The 17,889-nt window shown below is 72.2% G+C and carries 19 protein-coding genes; 2 read left to right on the top strand and 17 right to left on the bottom strand.

The window, feature by feature from the left end:
* From ABD285_RS06435 to groES, 6 genes are all read right to left on the bottom strand, one after another.
* The gene (locus ABD285_RS06435; protein ID WP_284254434.1) at positions 1–1,296 is read right to left on the bottom strand and encodes an ABC transporter substrate-binding protein; all 1,296 of its coding nucleotides are present in this window, start codon (positions 1,294–1,296) and stop codon (positions 1–3) included.
* A gap of 108 nt (positions 1,297–1,404) precedes the next feature.
* The gene (locus ABD285_RS06430) at positions 1,405–2,418 is read right to left on the bottom strand and encodes a LacI family DNA-binding transcriptional regulator (RefSeq protein ID WP_344201199.1); all 1,014 of its coding nucleotides are present in this window, start codon (positions 2,416–2,418) and stop codon (positions 1,405–1,407) included.
* A gap of 35 nt (positions 2,419–2,453) precedes the next feature.
* Complete coding sequence (guaB, locus tag ABD285_RS06425; protein ID WP_284254431.1) at positions 2,454–3,956, bottom strand: IMP dehydrogenase; 1,503 nt, start codon at positions 3,954–3,956, stop codon at positions 2,454–2,456.
* Positions 3,957–4,081: 125 nt separating this feature from the next.
* Entirely contained in the window at positions 4,082–5,335 is a 1,254-nt protein-coding gene (locus ABD285_RS06420; RefSeq protein WP_344201196.1) for an ABC transporter substrate-binding protein, read from the bottom strand.
* 51 nt (positions 5,336–5,386) lie between these two features.
* On the bottom strand, positions 5,387–6,286 hold the full coding sequence (gene rarD, locus ABD285_RS06415; protein ID WP_284255697.1) for an EamA family transporter RarD: 900 nt from the start codon (positions 6,284–6,286) through the stop codon (positions 5,387–5,389).
* Between the two features lie 62 nt (positions 6,287–6,348).
* On the bottom strand, positions 6,349–6,642 hold the full coding sequence (gene groES / locus ABD285_RS06410) for a co-chaperone GroES (RefSeq protein ID WP_284254428.1): 294 nt from the start codon (positions 6,640–6,642) through the stop codon (positions 6,349–6,351).
* A gap of 287 nt (positions 6,643–6,929) precedes the next feature.
* On the opposite strand from groES, the gene ABD285_RS06405 reads away from it, so the two are divergent.
* Positions 6,930–8,105: a THUMP-like domain-containing protein gene (locus ABD285_RS06405; RefSeq protein ID WP_284254427.1), complete on the top strand. Its 1,176-nt coding sequence runs from the start codon at positions 6,930–6,932 to the stop codon at positions 8,103–8,105.
* An 89-nt stretch (positions 8,106–8,194) separates the two neighbouring features.
* Here ABD285_RS06405 and ABD285_RS06400 read toward each other — a convergent pair whose 3' ends face one another.
* The 9 genes from ABD285_RS06400 to glmS form a co-directional block, all read right to left on the bottom strand.
* Positions 8,195–8,554 (bottom strand): hypothetical protein, encoded by a 360-nt coding sequence (locus ABD285_RS06400; protein WP_284254426.1) that lies wholly within the window; start codon positions 8,552–8,554, stop codon positions 8,195–8,197.
* A 108-nt stretch (positions 8,555–8,662) separates the two neighbouring features.
* Entirely contained in the window at positions 8,663–9,172 is a 510-nt protein-coding gene (locus ABD285_RS06395; protein WP_284254425.1) for a DUF4190 domain-containing protein, read from the bottom strand.
* A 4-nt stretch (positions 9,173–9,176) separates the two neighbouring features.
* Entirely contained in the window at positions 9,177–10,238 is a 1,062-nt protein-coding gene (tsaD, locus tag ABD285_RS06390; protein ID WP_344201190.1) for a tRNA (adenosine(37)-N6)-threonylcarbamoyltransferase complex transferase subunit TsaD, read from the bottom strand.
* On the bottom strand, positions 10,235–10,702 hold the full coding sequence (gene rimI / locus ABD285_RS06385) for a ribosomal protein S18-alanine N-acetyltransferase (protein WP_344201187.1): 468 nt from the start codon (positions 10,700–10,702) through the stop codon (positions 10,235–10,237). Before rimI ends, tsaD begins: the two co-directional genes overlap by 4 nt.
* Positions 10,699–11,307, bottom strand: a complete 609-nt coding sequence (tsaB, locus tag ABD285_RS06380) for a tRNA (adenosine(37)-N6)-threonylcarbamoyltransferase complex dimerization subunit type 1 TsaB (protein ID WP_344201184.1) — start codon at positions 11,305–11,307, stop codon at positions 10,699–10,701. The genes rimI and tsaB overlap by 4 nt, the downstream gene beginning before the upstream one ends.
* Before the next feature lie 9 nt (positions 11,308–11,316).
* The gene (gene tsaE / locus ABD285_RS06375; protein ID WP_344201181.1) at positions 11,317–11,790 is read right to left on the bottom strand and encodes a tRNA (adenosine(37)-N6)-threonylcarbamoyltransferase complex ATPase subunit type 1 TsaE; all 474 of its coding nucleotides are present in this window, start codon (positions 11,788–11,790) and stop codon (positions 11,317–11,319) included.
* Positions 11,787–12,866: an alanine racemase gene (gene alr, locus ABD285_RS06370; protein ID WP_344201178.1), complete on the bottom strand. Its 1,080-nt coding sequence runs from the start codon at positions 12,864–12,866 to the stop codon at positions 11,787–11,789. Before alr ends, tsaE begins: the two co-directional genes overlap by 4 nt.
* Entirely contained in the window at positions 12,863–13,216 is a 354-nt protein-coding gene (locus ABD285_RS06365; protein ID WP_284254422.1) for a holo-ACP synthase, read from the bottom strand. The genes alr and ABD285_RS06365 overlap by 4 nt, the downstream gene beginning before the upstream one ends.
* A 4-nt stretch (positions 13,217–13,220) precedes the next feature.
* The gene (gene glmS, locus ABD285_RS06360; protein ID WP_344201175.1) at positions 13,221–15,065 is read right to left on the bottom strand and encodes a glutamine--fructose-6-phosphate transaminase (isomerizing); all 1,845 of its coding nucleotides are present in this window, start codon (positions 15,063–15,065) and stop codon (positions 13,221–13,223) included.
* 43 nt (positions 15,066–15,108) lie between these two features.
* On the opposite strand from glmS, the gene coaA reads away from it, so the two are divergent.
* A complete protein-coding gene (gene coaA, locus ABD285_RS06355) occupies positions 15,109–16,047 on the top strand; it encodes a type I pantothenate kinase (RefSeq protein ID WP_284254421.1) in 939 nt (312 codons plus the stop codon).
* Here coaA and ABD285_RS06350 read toward each other — a convergent pair.
* Complete coding sequence (locus ABD285_RS06350; RefSeq protein ID WP_284254420.1) at positions 16,044–16,487, bottom strand: nitroreductase family deazaflavin-dependent oxidoreductase; 444 nt, start codon at positions 16,485–16,487, stop codon at positions 16,044–16,046. The two genes, coaA and ABD285_RS06350, sit on opposite strands and share 4 nt — an antisense overlap.
* Before the next feature lie 27 nt (positions 16,488–16,514).
* Entirely contained in the window at positions 16,515–17,885 is a 1,371-nt protein-coding gene (gene glmM / locus ABD285_RS06345; protein ID WP_344201171.1) for a phosphoglucosamine mutase, read from the bottom strand.
* Positions 17,886–17,889: the final 4 nt, after the last annotated feature.

Genomic DNA, 17,889 nt, shown 5'->3' with positions numbered 1-17,889 from the left:
CTACTGCTGGGCGTAGAGCGTCTTCGCCTGCGACTCGATGTTCTTCAGGTCGACGGAGCCGCTCTTGAGGAAGTCGAGCATCGCGGGCTCGAGCACGTTGCTCGCCATGGCGGGCAGCGCGTCGCGGTCGAAGAACTGGCTGATCGACTTCGCGTCGGCGATGACGCCGCCGAGCTTCTTCGTGAACGCCGAGTAGCCCGACGTGTCGGCGTCCTTGGCCGTCATGATGTTCGACTTGTCGATCGAGTAGTACGCCTCCTGGCCGGCGCCGGAGCCCATGAACTGCAGCATCGCCTTGGCGGGAGCGCTCTGCCCGCCCTTCTTCGACAGCATCAGCCCGTCGATCGGAGCCTCGACCGCGTCGGTGCCCTCGACCTTGACGGCCGGGAACGGGAAGAAGTCGATGTCGGCGAGCACGGTCGCATCCGTGAACTGCTGGGTGATGAACGAGCCGAGAAGCATCATGCCCGCCTGCTTGTTGCCGAGCTTCTGGGCGCCCTCCTGCCACGTGAGGCCCGCGGCGCTCGGGTCCATGTAGGGCAGGAGCTCCTTCCAGGTGTCGAAGACCTCCTGCACCTTCGGCGTGTCCCAGCCCTCCTTGTGCGCGCACAGGTCGACGTGGAACTGGTAGCCGTTGATGCGCATGTTCAGGTAGTCGAACGTGCCGCACGCGGGCCACTGGTCCTTGTCGGTGAAGGCGACGGGGATGATCCCGTCGGCCTGCATCTTCTTGGCGAGGGTGATCAGGTCGTCCCAGGTGCCCGGGATCGTGTAGCCCTTCTCGGCCCAGAACGACTTGCGGTAGAAGAAGCCCCACGGGTAGTTGTAGTTCGGCACGAAGTACTGCTTGCCGTCGTCCGCCGTGGACGCCTTCTTGAGCGCCGGCGAGAAGTTGTCGCCGATCTTGTCCCAGACGTCGCTCACATCGCCGACGAGGCCCTTGCTCGCGTAATAGCGCATCCGGTAGCCGGCGAACCAGGTGAACGCGTCATCCGGGCTGCCCTGCAGGTAGTTGGTGATCTTGTTCTGGAAGCTGTTGTGGTCGCTCGTGTTGACGGTGACCGTGTCCTTGGACTTCTTCTCGAAGGCGGATACGAAGGCCGCGTAGGCCTTCTTCGGCACGGGGTCGGACGCGTTCGAGCCGAAGGTCAGCGACCCGGTGGAGGATCCACCGCCGCCGCCGTTGCTCGGGGCGCAGCCCGCGAGCGTGGGGATGGCGATGAGTCCGAGCGCTCCGACGCCGAAACCGGTCAGGAGACCGCGGCGGCTGAGCTGCGCTGTGGTGGGGTGCGGCATGGATCGACTTCCTTGTCTCTCGGTGGTCGCGACGCGATCAAGTTGACCGGTCACGTAGGAGCGTAGGCCCACCCGTCCGGGGGAGTCAATCGACTTCCGGAGGCGGGATCAGACGCGCGGCGGCGCCGTGCTCTCGCGCACGTGCAGAGTCGTCTGATCCGTGATCTCACCGGCCGGCGCCGGCCGACCCTCGATGAGGGCGACGATGCGGGTGATGGCGGCATCGCCGAGCGCGGCGAACTCCTGGCGCACCGAGGTCAGCGGCGGGGTCGCGTGCCGCGCCTCGGGGATGTCGTCGAATCCGACGACGCTGAGCTCGCGCGGCACGTCCATGCCGAGCTCGTGCGCGGCGTGGAGCAGGCCGATCGCCATCTGATCGTTCGACACGAAGACCGCCGTGGCATCCCGCGCCGGCAGCACCCGCAGCCCGATCGCGTACCCCGAGTCGGCCGACCAGTCGCCGTGCTCCACCGGCAGCTGCTCGAGTCCCGCCTCATCGAGCGCCTGCCGATAGCCCTCGACGCGCTGCTCGACCTCGGCCCAGTGCAGCGGTCCGGCCAGATGCAGGATGCGACGGTGGCCGAGTCCGATGAGGTGCCGCACGGCGAGCAGGGCGCCCTCGCGCTGCTCGAGGGCGACCGTGTTGGCCGGTCCCCCCTGCCACTGCAGCGTGAGGGACGGCTTGCCGCCCAGCCGCCGCTGGATGAGCGGCCACGTGCGCTCCTGGGGGGCGATGACGATCATGCCGTCGACGCCGTGCACCATGAGCTCGTCGAGCGCCTCGGCGATCTCGTCCTCCGCCTCGGAGAGCACGGTGACCGCGGTGATCGCGTAGCCCTGCGCGCGCGCCGCGCGTTCGATCGCCTCCTTGATGCTCGCGGGGCCGAACATCGTCGCCGCCGTCGTGATGAGTCCGATCGTGCGGTGCCGCGAGGAGGCGAGGATCCGGGCGGCGCGGTTCGGCCGGTAGTCGAGCTCGTCGATCACCTTTCGCACCCGCTCGGCGGTGGCGTCGGTCATGCCGGGCAGGCCGTTGAGCACGCGCGACACGGTCTGGCGCGAGACCCCCGCGCGCGCGGCCACGTCGCGGATCGACGCCGGCCGCGTGCTCTCCGCCTCCACGCCGCGATCGTAGACCCGCGCCGGGTGCGGGGCGTTCAGCGCGTGTAGTTGGGCGCCTCGACGGTCATCTGGATGTCGTGCGGGTGCGACTCCTTGAGCCCCGCCGGGGTGATGCGCACGAACCGACCGCGCTCCTTGAGCTCCGGGATCGTGCGCGCCCCGACGTAGAACATCGACTGCCGCAGCCCGCCGACGAGCTGGTACACGGTCGCGCCGAGCGCGCCGCGGTAGGGCACCCGGCCCTCGATGCCCTCGGGGATCAGCTGCGCATCGGACGGCACGTCCGCCTGGAAGTAGCGGTCGCGCGAGTACGAGGTCTTCTTGCCGCGATCGCTGAGGGCCCCGAGCGAACCCATGCCGCGATAGTTCTTGAACTGCTTGCCGTTGACGTAGACGAGGTCGCCGGGCGCCTCGTCGGTGCCCGCGAGCAGCGAGCCGAGCATCACGGTGTCGGCGCCCGCGACGAGCGCCTTCGCGATGTCGCCCGAGTACTGCAGACCGCCGTCGGCGATGACCGGGATGCCGTCCTCGCGCGCCGCGAGCGACGCCTCGTACACGGCGGTCACCTGGGGCACTCCGACCCCCGCCACGACCCGCGTCGTGCAGATCGAGCCCGGGCCGACGCCGACCTTGATCGCGTCGGCGCCCGCGTCGACGAGCGCCTGCGCGCCCGACCGGGTCGCCACGTTGCCGCCGATGATGTCGACGCCCGCGAACGCGGGGTCGGACTTGAGCCGCGCGATGATCTCGAGCACGCCCCTCGAGTCGCCGTTGGCGGTGTCGACGACGATGACGTCGACCCCCGCATCGAGCAGGGCTCCCGCGCGGTCCCACGCGTCGCCGAAGAAGCCGATGGCCGCGCCGACGCGGAGGCGTCCGGCGTCATCCTTCGTCGCGTTGGGGTACTTCTCGCTCTTGTCGAAGTCCTTGACCGTGATGAGCCCGCGCAACCGGCCCTCGGCGTCGACGAGCGGCAGCTTCTCGATCTTGTGCTGCGCGAAGATCGCGACCGCGTCATCCGGGTCGATGCCCTCGGGAGCGGTGATGAGCGGCATCGTCGTCATCACGTCGCGCACGAGCGTGCTCGCCTTCTCGAACGGCGAGACGAAGCGCATGTCGCGATTGGTGATGATGCCCACCAGCCGGCCGTCGTCCTGCACGACGGGCAGGCCGGAGACCCGGAAGCGACCGCACAGCTCGTCGACCTCCGCGACCGTCGCGTCGGGGGTCGTCGTCACCGGATTGGTGATCATGCCCGACTCGGAGCGCTTGACCTTGTCGACGTGGGCCGCCTGGTCCTCGATCGACAGGTTGCGATGCAGCACGCCGAGACCGCCCTGCCGCGCCATGGCGACCGCCATGCGCGACTCGGTCACGGTGTCCATCGCGCTCGACACGAGCGGCGAGGCGAGGCTGATGCGGCGGGTGAGCCGGGATGCCGTGTCCGCCTCGCTCGGGATCACGTCGGTGTGACCCGGCAGCAGCATCACGTCGTCATAGGTGAGGCCGACGAAGGCGAACGGGTCGTGCTGTTCCATGGCTGTCCTCTGGGCCGAGTTCGGGAGTGCAGAAGCGCCCGGCTGCGACGGTGGAGACCGGTGTTCCATGCTAACGGGACAGCGGCTCCCGGCATTCCGCGGCACGGGCCCGGAACGCGGCGCGTTCAGAAGCGGACGGTGCCGCTCCGCGCGTACTTGTTGCTGCCGTCGTAGGCGTACACGCCGTAGCTCGCGACCGCCGGCGCATCCGACCGGTCGAGGTCGAGGGTGCCGCTCAGGCCGTCGTAGTCGATGTCGGGCTCCGTGCGCAGCACGTCGACGCACTCGGCGTAGCTGCCGCACTTGATGCCGCCGGTCGATGCCGCCACGAGGTGCGAGGCGACCGCCGGTCCGGCGTCGTCGTGGGCGAGGTCGGCGGCGAGCGCGGCGAGCACGACCGCGTCGTAGGTCTCGGGAGCGTACGCGAACGAGCCGAGCCCCGAGGTCGCGCCCTTCAGCTTGGCCTGGAACGCGGCGTCCGCTGCGGCGCCCTCCAAGATGCCCCGCACGCCGGCGAGCATGCCGCCCTGCAGCGCCTGCGAGTAGTCGGCCATGTTCTGGCCCGTGAGCCACAGCTTCGTGCCGCCGAGCCCCGCCGAGGAGAGCGCCGTGATGAGCGAGCGGCTCAGGTTGCCGTTGTCGGGCGTGGCCAGCACCACCGCATCCGGGGCCGCCGCCTTCGCCTGGCCGGCGATCGCCGCCGCATTCGCGCCCGAGAGCGGCACCGTGATGGATGCCGCGAGCGTGCCGCCGTGCGCCGCGAGCGCCGCCTTCAGGGGCGCGGCGATCGAGGCGCCGAGCGCCTCCTGGGTCGCGACGAGCACGACCTCCTTGGCGCCCTTGCCCGGGAGCAGCGACCCGAGCACGGTGCCCTCGTGCCCGAATGCCGGCACCGTGCGGAAGAAGTCGGGCTGATCCGCGAGCTGCGGGTATCCGGCCGCCGGCGAGATGAGCGGCACGCCGGCCTTCTGCGCCGGGTCGAGCAGTCGCTGCGCCAGCGCCGACGAGACGGGACCGACGACCACGTCGGCGTGGTTCTTCACGAGGTCGGCGAACGAGGCCTCGGCCGTGCGTGTGGATGCATCCCCGGAGTCTCGCGACACCAGCACGACGGGCTTGCCGTTGACGCCGCCCGCGGCGTTGATGTCGGTGACCGCCACCTTCACGGCGGCCGCCATGGGCGGAGTGATGTAGGTGCCGCCCCCCGTCGTCGGGAGGAGCGTCCCGATCGTGAGCGTGCCGTCGCCGGCCGGGCGCACGGTGGGCGTCGGCGTGGTCGTGGGGGTGGGCGTCGGCGCACTGGTGCACCCGGCGAGCAGGCCGGCGAGGGCGAGCAGGCCGAGTGCGGCAGCGCCGCGTACGCGGGGGACGCGCGGCATCGCCATCCTCTCGGGAAGGGTCTTACGGGCTGCGGCGACCCTATCGCGACGTCAGCGGATCTCCGGGGACGCCGGCAGCGGCACCGTGCCGCGTCGCCGGGATGCCGCGACGAGATCGACGGTCAGCAGCACGAGGGCCAGCCACACCATCCCGAATCCGATCCACCGCCCCGCCGGCATCGTCTCGTGCAGCAGCGCCACCCCGATGACGAACTGCAGCGTGGGGATGATGTACTGCGCGAGCCCGATGATCACGAGCGGCAGGCGGCGCGCCGAGCCGGCGAACATGAGCAGCGGGATGGCGGTGACCACCCCGGCGAGGAGCAGCGCCACCGTCTGCCCCGCCCCGTGCCGTCCGATCGCCAGACCCGTCCCTCCCGCGACGATCGCCAGCTGCACGAGCGCGAGCGGGGTCACCCACGCCGTCTCGAGCGTGAGGCCGCTCAGCGCATCGACCCCCGGTCCCACGCGCTTCTTCACGAGCCCGTACAACCCGAACGATGCGGCGAGACCGAGGGCGACCCACGGGACGGTGGCGCCGCCCACCGCGACGACCACGATCGCCACGACCGAGACGCCCACGGCGGTCCACTGCAGCGGACGCAGGCGTTCGCGCAGCACGAACACCCCGAGCAGCACCGTCACGATCGGGGTGATGAAGTATCCGAGCGCGGCGTCGACGACCTGTTGGGCGTCGATCGCGATGACGTAGATCTCCCAGTTCGCGAGGATCAGCACGCCGCTGAGGGCGAGGGCGAGCAGCACGCGCGGCGTGCGCACGATCCCGGCGATGCGCGGCCAGCCGCGCAGCACGGTGATCAGCAGCGCGCAGAACACCAGCGAGAGCAGCACGCGGAACGAGACGACCTCGTAGGCCGTCGCCGGGACGAGCAGGAGGAAGTAGAGCGGGAACAGGCCCCACAGCACGTTCGCCCCGACGGCGAGCGCGATCCCCCGACCAGACGCCGAAGGCCCCGCCGGTGCGGCGGGGCCTTCGGATGAGCTGCGGTTCGTCAGCCGACGATCGCGAGCACGTCGCGAGCCGACAGGACGAGCAGGTCGTCGCCGCCGAACTTGACCTCGGTGCCGCCGTACTTCGAGTACAGGACCTTGTCACCGACCTTGACGTCGAGCGGCACGCGGTTGCCGTTGTCATCGATGCGACCGGGGCCGACCGCCACGACCTCGCCCTCCTGGGGCTTCTCCTTCGCGGTGTCGGGGATCACGAGACCCGACGCGGTGACCTGCTCGGCTTCGACCTGCTTGATGACGATGCGATCCTCGAGCGGCTTGATGGAGACCGACACGTGTGACCTCTTTCTGAAAGTTCTAGGGTTGGCACACTCCGGTCGGGAGTGCCAGATCAACTGTAGCGCCTCGTTAGCACTCGTTCAATGCGACTGCCAGCCACCCCCGGTCGAGGGCGCAGGACCCCGCGTCGCCTCGGCCCAGGTCACGGGTTCAGGACCGGGTCGCGCCTCCCCCCTCCCCCCTCCCCTCTCCCCCCGTCAAAGGTTCAGGACCCCGGCGGCGCGTCTCGGCGATCGCGGCCCGGACGCGCCGCCCGATCCTCGACTTTCGACAGGATGGGGGGATGGACGCCGCCGAACTGCGCGCGCTGCTCACGCCCGAGGGGCTGCGGCTGCTCGACGAGGTGGGGCCGATCGACCGCACCGCCGACGTCGTGCGCCTCGTGTCGCGGCTGCGCGCCGACGGGCATCCGCCGGCTCTCGTCGCGGCCGTGCTGGAGCAGGCCCGGCTGCGCTCACGCGCCCGCGCGAAGTTCGGCGAGTTCGCCGACCGCATGCTGTTCACGCCCGATGGGCTCGAGCAGGCGACGCGGCTGCGGGTGGCCGCCGTGCACGCGGGGCGGTTCCGGGATGCCGGCATCGACGTCGTCGCGGACCTCGGCTGCGGCATCGGCGGCGACGCGATCGCCCTCGCCGGCCTCGACCTCGGCGTCGTCGCGGTCGAGCGCGACGAGGTCACCGCCGCCGTCGCCGCGTACAACCTCGCCCCCTTCCCCTCGGCCCGGGTCGAGGCGGGCGCCGCCGAGGAGGCCGACCTCGCCGCCGTCGGCGCGGTCTGGCTCGACCCCGCCCGCCGGTCCGAGGGCGTGCGGCGGCGCGACCCGGCCGCGTGGTCGCCGCCCCTGGACTGGTCGTTCGGCCTCGCCGATCGGCTGCCCGTCGGCGTCAAGCTCGGCCCCGGCATCGACCGCGACCTGCTGCCGGCCGGCGCGGAGTGGCAGTGGATTTCCGCCGACCGGGATGTCGTGGAGGCCGTCGTATGGGCCGGCGGCCTGCAGCGCGAGGGCATCGGTCGCGCGGCCCTCGTGCTGGGCGCGCACGGTGCGGCCGAGCTCACGGGGCCGCGGGATGCCGACGACGCGGAGGCCGGCGGGCTCGGCGAATACCTGGTGGAGCCCGACGGCGCCGTCATCCGGGCCCGCCTCATCGGCGACCTCGCGCGCGGTGTCGAGGGGCGGATGCTCGACCCGACGATCGCGTGGATCACTACGGACGCAGAGCCGACCACGCCGTTCGGGGCGGTGTTCCGCGTGCGCGAGCGTTTCGCGCTCGATGTGAGGACTCTCAAGAAGGAGCTCGCGGCCCGCGGGATCGGCACGCTCGAGATCAAGAAGCGCGGCGTCGACGTCGACCCGGCGGAGTTCCGCAAGCGGCTCGCGCTGCGGGGAGAGAACAGCGCCGTGCTGGTGCTGACGCGGATCGCCGGGGCGCGGGTGGCGATCCTGGCCGACCGCGTCTGAAGCCGGGTCTGAAGCCGACCCGCGGACTGAAGCCCCCCGGGAACGACGAAGGGGCCGGACTCGCGTCCGACCCCTTCGTACTGCTCGACTCAGTACGAGTTGAGGTTGCCCACCGAGGCCAGCGCCACGAGGCCGATGATCGTGAAGATCAGCACGAGGGCGGCGATCACGAGGCCCACGATGCTCAGGATGAGGCCGATGAGCTTCATCCAGTTCGGGGCCTGCGGCTCGCGGCCACGGGCGATCAGCGAGATGATCAGGCCGGCGATGGCGACGAGCAGGCCGAAGATGAAGACCCACGAGAAGACGACCGCGGCGATGCCGAGGATGAATCCCGTGAGGCTCAGGCCCTGCTTCACCGGGGTGCCCGGGGCGTAGGCCGGCGCTGCAGGGGCGGCCGGCGTTGCCGGCTGCTCGGGCGTCGGCGGAGGAGGAGTGGCGTCGCTCATGGGAGCTCCTTGTCTTGAGGCGTGCCTAATACGGGGTAATCCTGGCAGCGCCCTGGGAGGGCGTCAATGCGAACCGCCGTGCGGACCCAATGTGGATTCGATCAGTTCTCAGCTGCCGGAGAAGGATCCTGTCGAGGCGGCGATGCCGAACACGACGGCCAGGATGACGATGTACGCGACGATGAACAGCACCCAGAGGCCGACGACGACGTAGCCCACGATGACGCCGGCGAGCGCCATCCCGCGCCCGGCCTCGGCGGTCCGCTTGATCTGCGAGAGCGCGATGTGCCCGCAGATGATGCCGCCGACGGCGGTGATCCCGCTCACCAGGCCGACGAGCGACAGGATCATCGACACCAGCGCGAGCGTGTTGGTACGGGGACCGGCGACGTAGGCGGGAGGGTACGGCTGGCCGTAGACCGGCTGCCCGTACACCGGCTGGCCGGCCACCGGCTGGCCGTAGACGGGTTGACCCGGCATCGGCTGGCCCGGCACCTGCTGACCCGGCGCCTGCTGACCGTAGGGCGGCTGACCGGGCGCCGGCGGCACGGGCATCGCGGCCGGGTCTCCCGGCGGCACCGGGGGCGTGGGCGGGACGGGCGGCGTCGAATCGCTCATGGGGCTAAGCCTGCACCACGGTCGCGGGCAGGGTCGAGTCGGCGCCCACATCCCATCCGGACGGTGCCCGCCCGGCCATGACCAGCTGCGCGCCGACCGCGGCGATCATCGCGCCGTTGTCGGTGCACAGCGCGAGCGGCGGGATCCGGAGCGCGACACCGGATGCCGCGGCGCGTTCGGTCGCGACCTCCCGCAGCCGCGCGTTCGCGATCACGCCGCCGCCCAGCAGCAGTCGTGGCACCCCGAGCTCGCGGCAGGCGGCGAGCGCCTTCGCGGTGAGCACGTCGACCACGGCCTCCCGGAACGATGCCGCGACATCGGCGACGGGCACCGGCTCACCGCGCGCCTGGCACTGCTCGACGTAGCGCGCGACCGCCGTCTTGAGCCCCGAGAACGAGAAGTCGAACCGGTGGGCGGCCTGATCCTTGGCGGCCGTCAGGCCGCGCGGGAACGCGATCGCCGCCGGATCGCCGCCCGCGGCCGCGCGGTCGATCTGCGGCCCGCCGGGATAGGGCAGCCCGAGCAGCCGGGCGACCTTGTCGAAGGCCTCCCCCGCGGCGTCGTCGACCGTCTCGCCGAGCAGCTCGACGTCGTCGAGCAGGTCGCGCACGAGCAGCAGCGACGTGTGGCCGCCGGAGACCAGGAGCGCGACGGTGGGCAGCTCGAGCGGGCCGCCGCCGGCATCCGCGGGCCGCAGCAGGTCGACCCCGACGTGCCCGACCAGGTGGTTGACCGCGTAGAGCGGCCGGCCGAGCGCGATCGCGAGCGCCTTCGCGGCGCCGACGCCCACCATGAGGGCGCCCGCGAGCCCGGGTCCACTCGTCACCGCGACGGCGTCGACGTCGGAGAGCGCGACACCCGCCTCGGCGAGCGCGGCATCCAGGGTCGGGGTGAGCGCCTCGAGGTGGGCGCGTGCCGCGATCTCGGGCACGATGCCGCCGTAGCGGGCCTGCTCGTCCATCGAGGAGGCGATCGCGTTCGCGAGCAGCGTCGTGCCGCGCACGATGCCGACACCGGTCTCGTCGCAGCTGGTCTCGATCCCGAGGATCAGCGGCTCGCGGGTCACGACGCGGTCCTCCTCATCACCCAGGCGTCCTCGCCGTCGGGCTGGTAGTAATGCGGACGCACCGCGATGCGCTCGAATCCGAGCGAGGCGTAGAGGCCCTGCGCGATCCCGTTGCCGGCGCGCACCTCCAGGAACACCTCGTCGGCGCCGCGGCGGCCGGCCTCCGCGAGCAGCGCGTTCAGGAGCGCGCGGCCGATGCCGCGACCGCGCGCCGGCTCGGCGACCGTGAGGGTCTGGACGTCGCCCTGGTGTGATCCCTCGGGCGCCAGCAGCCCGCCGTATCCCTCGATGCCGGCGCCGCTCCCGTCGCCGCTCTCGTCGACCGCGACGAGGTAGTAGCCGTGCGGACCGCTCAACTCGGCGCGCATCGACGAGGTCGACCAGGCGTCGTCGGGGTAGCTGGCGCGCTCGATCGCCATGATCGCGTCGAGGTCGCTCGCCTCGGCGCGCCGCAGCACCGTCACGACCCCACCCGCTTCGGGACGGAGAGCGTGACATCCGGGGCGCGCAGGTACAGCGGCTCGACGGGGCCGAAGCCCCGCCCCGCCGCATACAACCGCTCGCCGAGCATGCCGAGTGCTCCCGCCGGGATCGCCGGGGCGTCGATCCGTCGGTAACCGGCGACGACGGCGTCGATCTCCCCCACCGGCGCGAGCGCCGGACCGGCCACGCGCACCGGCAGGCCGAGCTCGTCGGCGGCGGCGTACGTCGACCACGCGAGCTCGCGACGTCGGGCATCGGTCACGACGGCGATCGGCTCCGTGGCATCGAGGGCGAGCGCGTCGTGCGAGGCGAGCGGCACGACCGGCCTGCCGACGCCGGAGGCGAAGGCGCGCGCGGCCGCGATGCCGACCCGAAGTCCCGTGAACGGCCCCGGTCCCATGCCGGCGACGACGCCGCTCAGCTCGAGGGGTGCGACGCCCGCGCGCTCGAGCGCGCGCAGGATGAGCACACCGATCACCTCGGCGTGGCGGCGGGTGTCGGCCTCGTCCTCCTGCGCCAGGATGCCGCGGTCGCGATCGACGACGGCGACGCTCGTGCCCGCCGAGGTGTCGATCGCGAGCAGCACGATCCGAGCCTACGAGCCCAGGGCGTTCAGCACCGGGGCCCACCGCGCTCCGGATGCGTCGATCGTCACGCGCCGCGGCTCGGCCTCGGCGTCGGGGTCGCCCGCCGCGGGGCGCTCGATGCGCAGCCGGAGCCAGGAATCCGCATCCACCCGGTCGTTCGGCCACTCGACCACGACGATCGAGCGCTCGAGGTCGAGGTCGAGGTCGTCGAGCTCCGCGGCGCTGCCGAGCCGGTAGGCGTCGACGTGCACGAGCGGCGGGCCGGATGCCGTGGGGTGCTCCCGCGCGAGCACGAAGGTGGGGCTCGTCACGGCACCGCGCGCGCCGAGCCCGCGCCCGATGCCGCGCGTGAGCGTCGTCTTGCCGGCGCCGAGCTCGCCCTCCAGCAGCACGAGGTCGCCCGCACGGAGCTCGCGCGCGAGCCGCTCGCCGAGCGCCTCCATCGCCTCAGGGTCGGCGATCGTCAGCTCGAGGTCGCTCACGCCGGCACCCGGGGCACACGCGGGCCGACGCGCGTGACGATCTCGTAGCCGATTGTGCCGGCGGCGGCCGCCCAGTCCTCCGCGGAGGGTGCTCCGGTCGCGGGGTCGCCCCACACCACGACGCGATCGCCGACCGCCACGTGCGCGTCGCCCACGTCGACGACGCACTGGTCCATCGCGATCCGGCCGACGACGGGATGCCGGCGGCCGCCGATCGCGACCTCCGCCTCGCCCGTCGCGGCGCGCGGCAGCCCGTCGGCGTAGCCCAGAGGCACGAGCGCGAGCGTCGTCTCGCGCTCGGTGCGATGCACGAAGCCGTACGAGACGCCCTCCCCCGCCGGCACCCGGCGCACGGCGGCCACCGACGCGGCGAGCTCCATGGCGGGGCGCAGCCCGAGGGCCGCGACGTCGACGTCCTCGGCCGGCGGCAGCCCGTACATCGCGATCCCGATGCGCACGAGGTCGTACCGCGTCGCCGGAGCGGCGATCGCGGCCTCGCTCGCGGCGAGATGCCGCACCTCGGGGTCGAGGCCGGCCGCGCGGGCCGCGGCCACGGCATCCTCGAAGCGCCGCCGCTGCCGCTCGGTCTCGCGCGCTCCGGCGTTGGCGAGATGGCTCCACACGCCGCGCACGCGGAGCACGCCGGTGCGCTCGAGCTCGGCGGCGCGCGCCACCGCCGCATCCCAGTCGGCCGGCGGGATGCCGTTGCGGCTGAGACCCGTGTCGATCTTGAGGTGCACCACCGCGCCCACCGCGCGCTCGAGCTGCTCCCGCGACGAGACGCCGATCTCGATGCCGGCGTCGACCGCGGCGTCGAAGTCGGCATCCGGAGCATGGAGCCAGGCGAGCACGGGCGCGTCGATCCCGGCGGCGCGGAGCTGGAGGGCCTCGGCCAGGTCCGCGACGCCGAGCTGGTCGGCGCCGCCCTCCAGCGCGGCACGCGCCGCGAGCTCCAGCCCGTGGCCGTACCCGTTCGCCTTGACGACCGCGAGCACGCGCGCCGGGGCCACGAGCCGCCGGATCTTCGCGACGTTGTCCCGGATCGCGGACAGGTCGATCCGCGCCTCGCGCATCATCGCTCGGCCACCACCATCGCGACCGCGACGCCGGCGTCGTGCGACATCGACAGGTGCCACGACGTGATGCCGCGCGCGTCGGCGAGCGCCGCGGCCGCCCCCGAGAGCTCGACCGCGGGGTTGCCGAGGTCGTCGCTCACCACGACCATGTCGTGCCAGCCGACGCCCGTCGACTCGCCGAGCGCCTTGATGACGGCCTCCTTGGCCGCGAACCGTCCCGCCAGCGACCGCAGCGGGCGCTCGCGTTCGCTGGGGGCGAACAGGCGCTCGAGCAGCACGGGCGTGCGGCTCAGGGCGCGCTCGAACCGGGCGAGGTCGACGACGTCGACGCCGATCCCGACGACGGCCATCGGATCACTCGACCGTGACCGACTTGGCCAGGTTGCGCGGCTGGTCGACGTCGAGACCCTTGGCCGAGGCGAGCTCCATGGCGAACACGTGCAGCGGCACGACCGCGAGCAACGGCTCGAACATGGGGGCGGCGAACGGGATCCGGATCACCTCGTCCGCGAACGGCGCGACCGCGACGTCGCCGATCTCCGCGACGGCGATGACCCGCGCCCCGCGCGCGCGGATCTCCTGGATGTTGGAGACCACCTTCTTATGCAGCGAGTGCTCGTTGCGCGGGCTCGGCACGATCACGAACACGATCTGCCCGGGCTCGATGAGCGCGATCGGGCCGTGCTTCAGCTCACCCGCGGCGAAGCCCTCCGCGTGGATGTACGCGAGCTCCTTGAGCTTGAGCGCCCCCTCGAGCGCGATCGGGTAGCCGACGTGCCGACCGAGGAACAGCACGGACTGCGTGTCGGCCATCCAGTGCGCGAACTCCGCGATGCGGGCCGGCGTCGACTCGACCACCTGGTCGAGCTTGTCGGGGATGTCCTGCAGCTCGGCCAGCAGCTTCGCGATCGCCGGCTCGTCGAGCGCACCGCGCAGCCGGGCGAGGTGCAGGCCCAGCAGGTAGAGGGCCGTGATCTGGGCGACGAACGCCTTCGTCGAGGCGACCGCGACCTCCGGCCCGGCGTGCGTGTAGAGCACGGCGTCGGACTCGCGGGGGATCGTCGCGCCCTGCGTGTTGCAGATGGAGACCGTGTGGGCGCCCCGCTCCTTCGCGGCGCGCACCGCGAGCAGGGTGTCCATCGTCTCGCCCGACTGGCTCACCGAGACGACGAGGGTGCGCTCGTTCACGACCGGATCGCGGTACCCGAACTCGTGCGAGAGCTCGACGTCGACGGGCAGCCCGGCCCACGACTCGATCGCGTAGCGGCCGACGAGCCCCGCGTACGCCGCCGTGCCGCAGGCCAGCACGATCACCCGGTCGATGCCGGTGAGCGTGTCTGCGATGTCGTCGAGCTCGGGGAGCGTCACAGCGCCGTCATGGATCCGGCCGAGAAGCGTGTTGGCGACGGCCGCGGGCTCCTCGCTGATCTCCTTGCGCATGAAGCTCGACCAGCCGCCCTTCTCGGCGGCGGACGCGTCCCAGGCGATCTCGAACTCGGTGGCGGCGACGGGGGTGCCCGCGAAGTCGGCGACCTCGACGCCATCCGGCCGGATCGTCACGATCTGGTCCTGCCCGATCTCCATCGCGCGCCGGGTGTGCTCGACGAACGCGGCGACGTCGGAGCCGAGGAAGTTCTCGCCGTCGCCCAGCCCGATCACGAGGGGCGAGTTGCGCCGCGCGCCGACGACGACGCCCGGCGCGTCCTGGTGCATGACGAGGAGCGTGAAGGCGCCCTCCAGCCGGGCGACGGTTCGGCGCAGCGCCTCGGTGAGGTCACCGGTCTCGCGGTAAGCCCGGCCGACGAGCAGCGCCGCGACCTCGGTGTCGGTCTCGCTCGTGAAGTCCTCGTCGCCGAGCTCCGCCTTGAGCTCGGCGAAGTTCTCGATGATGCCGTTGTGGATGAGCGCGAGCCGCCCGTCGTCGCCCAGGTGCGGGTGCGCATTCGCGTCGGTGGGGCCGCCGTGGGTCGCCCACCGCGTGTGCCCGATGCCAGTGCGGCCGTCGGCCATGCCGCTGCGGTCGAGGTCGTCGACGAGCGCCCCGAGCTTGCCGGCCTTCTTGCGCGTGCGCAGCACGCCGTCCACGCCGAGCACGGCGACGCCGGCGGAGTCGTACCCGCGGTACTCGAGGCGCCGGAGGCCCCCGAGGAGCACGTCGACGGTGCTGCCCGGACCGACGTAGCCCACGATTCCGCACATGGGCTCGATCCTATGGTCTGGCCCTGTCGGTAATCTGGTGCGGATGTCCGACCTCGGCGCCTCCGGAACGACGCCGTTCGTCGAGATCGAGCGCCGCGACTGGGCCGCCCTCGCGCCGAGCGCGCCGATGCAGCTCACCGAACGCGACATCGAGCGTCTGCGCAGCCTCGGCGACCCCCTCGACCTCGACGAGGTCGCCGAGGTCTACGTGCCCCTCAGCCGTCTGCTCAACCTCTACGTGCAGGGTGCCCGCGGCACCCGCCGGGCCGCGAGCGAGTTCCTGCGGCACGACATCGCGCCGACGCCGTTCGTCATCGGCGTGGCCGGCTCCGTCGCGGTCGGCAAGTCGACGATCGCCCGGCTGCTGCGCGAGATGCTCGCCCGATTCCCCGACACCCCGCAGGTCGAGCTCGTCACGACGGACGGGTTCCTGCTGCCCAACGCCGAGCTCGAGCGGCGCGGACTCATGCAGCGCAAGGGCTTCCCCGAGAGCTACGACCGCCGGGGGCTGGTGCGGTTCGTGAGCGAGGTCAAGAGCGGCGCATCCGAGGTGAGCGCACCCGTCTACTCGCATCTCGTCTACGACATCGTGCCCGGGCAGGCGGTCGTCGTGAAGCGCCCCGACATCCTGATCGTGGAAGGCCTGAACGTGCTGCAGCCGGCGGTCGGCGGTCGGCTCGCGGTGAGCGACCTGTTCGACTTCACGATCTACGTGGATGCCCGCACGGCCGACATCGAGCGCTGGTACGTCGAGCGGTTCCTGCGCCTCCAACGCGGCGCGTTCGCCGACCCGGACAGCTACTTCCACCGCTACGCCGACCTCACGGAGGGCGAGGCGGTCGCCCGCGCCCGCTCGATCTGGGCGGAAATCAACGGCCCCAACCTCGAGCAGAACGTGCTGCCCACCCGGGGCCGCGCGTCGCTCGTGCTGCGCAAGGACGCGGATCACTCCGTGTCGACGGTACTGCTGCGCAAGCTCTAGGACTCCAGCGCGCGCTCCAGCAGGAACACGGGGATCCGGCGCTCGGTCCTGGTCTGATAGACCGCGTAGTCGGGCCACGCCGCAACGGCGCGTTCCCACCACGTGCGGTACTCGTCGCCGTCGAGCTCCCGAGCCGTGTAGTCGTGCTTCTCGGGGCCGTCCTGCAACTCGACGTGCGGGTTCTTGACGAGGTTCCAGTACCAGACCGGATGCTTCGGGGCGCCGCCCATCGACGCGACGACCGCGTACTCGCCGTCGTGCTCGACCCGCATGAGCGCCGTCTTGCGCAGCTTGCCCGTCTTCGCGCCGACGCTCGTCAGCACGATGATCGGCCTGCCGCGCATATCGGGCGACTCGGCGCCGCCGCTCGCCTCATAGACGTCGGCCTGCTTGCGCGCCCACTCGGCGGTGCTCGGTGCGTACTCGCCGCTCAGCGGCATGGTGTCCTCCTCGGCTCGGAGAGGATCTCAGGCGACGACCGCGAGCCGATCCCGGACGACATCCGCGAGTTCGTCGGCGATGGCGACCGCGGCGTCGTGATCCTCCGCCTCCACCATGACACGCACGAGCGGCTCCGTGCCGGACGGGCGCAGCAGCACGCGGCCGGTCGACCCGAGCCGCTCCTGCGCCGCCGCCACCGCCGCGGCCACGGCCTCGTCGGAGTCGAGCCGCTCGCGGTCGACGCCCTTCACGTTCAGCAGCACCTGCGGGTAGACCGTCATGACCTCGGCGAGCTCCGCGAGCGGCTTGCCGCTGCGCACGATCTCGGCGGCGAGCTGCAGTCCGGTCAGGATGCCGTCGCCGGTCGTCGCGTGGTCGCGGAAGATGATGTGCCCCGACTGCTCCCCGCCGAGGCTGAGCTGCTGCGCGTCGAGCTCCTCGAGCACATAGCGGTCGCCGACCTTGGTCTCGACCATCCGGATGCCGTGCTCCTGCATCGCGATGCGCAGGCCGAGGTTGCTCATGACCGTGGCCACGAGGGAGTCGCGGGCCAGCAGACCGCGCTCCTTGAGCGACACCGCCAGGATCGCCATCATCCGGTCGCCGTCGACGATCTCGCCGTTCGCGTCGATCGCGAGGCAGCGGTCGGCGTCGCCGTCGTGCGCGATGCCGAGGTCGGCGTGGTGCTCGAGCACCGCCGAACGGAGGTGGTCGAGGTGGGTCGACCCGACGCCGTCGTTGATGTTGAGACCGTCGGGGTCGGCGCCGATCACGGTGACCTTCGCGCCGGCGAGCGCGAACGCCTCCGGCGACGCTCCGGATGCCGCCCCGTGCGCCGCGTCGATCACCACGTGCAGGCCCTCGAGCCGCACGTCGAGCGTGCCGACGAGGTGCACGATGTAGCGGTCCTCGGCGTCGGAGAAGCGCCGGATGCGGCCCACTCCCCCGCCGGTCGGCGTCATCTTCGGCTGGCTGAGCGCGAGCTCGATCCGGTCCTCGACCTCGTCGGGCAGCTTGGTGCCGCCGATCGCGAAGAACTTGATGCCGTTGTCGGCCGCCGGGTTGTGCGAGGCGGAGACGACGACGCCGAAGTCGGCGTCGATGTCGCCGATCAGGAACGCCGCGGCCGGGGTCGGGATGACTCCGGCATCCAGCACGTCGACGCCGGAGCTGGCGAGCCCGGCGGCGACAGCCGCGGCGATGAACTCGCCCGAGACTCGCGGGTCGCGCGCCAGAACAGCGGTGGGCCGGCGGCCCTCGGTGCGCAGCTGGTCGGCGTGCCGACCGTGCGTGAGCACCCGCGCCGCCGCCTGGGCGAGCCCGAGGGCCAGGTCCGCGGTGACGACGTCGCCGTTGGCCAGGCCCCGGACTCCGTCGGTCCCGAACAGGCGGGGCATGGCG

This window comes from Pseudolysinimonas kribbensis, from assembly GCF_039531715.1.
GTDB lineage: Bacteria > Actinomycetota > Actinomycetes > Actinomycetales > Microbacteriaceae > Pseudolysinimonas > Pseudolysinimonas kribbensis.
This window is presented reverse-complemented; position numbering and strand designations above follow the sequence as displayed.